This is a genomic window from Candidatus Nitrosopumilus salarius BD31, assembly GCF_000242875.2.
In the GTDB taxonomy this organism is placed as follows: Archaea; Thermoproteota; Nitrososphaeria; order Nitrososphaerales; family Nitrosopumilaceae; genus Nitrosopumilus; species Nitrosopumilus salarius.
In genome coordinates this window covers 1-970 of record NZ_AEXL02000035.1, presented here as the reverse complement: position 1 = coordinate 970, position 970 = coordinate 1, and the positions used below count along the sequence as shown (strand labels likewise).

At 29.2% G+C, this 970-nt stretch carries 1 protein-coding gene; it reads left to right on the top strand.

Annotated features, from left to right (window positions below):
- Nucleotides 1-87 precede the first annotated feature (87 nt).
- Nucleotides 88-970, top strand: an 883-nt coding sequence (locus BD31_RS01770; RefSeq protein ID WP_008297580.1) for an iron-containing alcohol dehydrogenase, incomplete at its 3' end; no start/stop codon positions are given.

Genomic DNA, 970 nt, shown 5'->3' with positions numbered 1-970 from the left:
AGTAGATTCGCTACCTTTACTCATTTTTATCAGACATGTTTAGCTAAATAATTTAATATATAATAATAGATCTTTTAGTTTCTTTATATGTGGACAATAAAACAGCTCCAAAAATTATCTTTGGAAAAAAACTCAGTTAAAGAATTTTCATTTCCAGAAAAATGTCTAGTAATTACATCCAAGGGCGCAAAATCAAGAGGATGGTTAGATTATGCTGGTCTTAGTAATCAAATGATTTTTGATGATGTGGAATCTAATCCTTCATTTGAAACTACCATGAAAATTATTTCTAAATTTCAAAATTCTGATTTTAGTCACATTATTGGTATTGGTGGTGGAAGTTCAATGGATGTAGCTAAATATTGTGCGTTTAAAATGAATAAATTAAAAATTATGATTCCTACCACTTTTGGTAGCGGAAGTGAAGTCACTCGAATTTCAGTTCTTAAGGTTGATGGTAAAAAAACAAGTTTTCATGATGATGGAATTTTTGCAGATATTGCAATTGTTGATTCTCATTTTATTGAAAACTCTACTGATATTGTAATTAAAAATTCAGTAATTGATGCATGTGCTCAATGCACTGAAGCATTTGACAGTAAACTTGCAAATCCATACACAAAATTTCTTTGTAATTCTGCTTTTGATCTTTTAGAAGAAGGAATTCTGACCAAGAATTATGAAAAAATTGTACTTGGTTCTTTATTTGACGGTCTTGGTTTTGGAAATTCCTCAACTACATTAGGTCATGCTCTTTCGTATGTCTATTCAAATGAAGGAATTTCACATGGACATGCATTAGCTTTTACCACTACATTATCTCATAAATTTAATAATTCTCAGTTTTATCAAAGATTTCTAAAATTAGTAAAAATACTTCAGTTTGGAAAAATAACACTTGATCAGTCTTTAGAAGAAGCTACAGAGTTAATTTTAACAGATCGAAAACATTTGGATAATAACCCCAAAC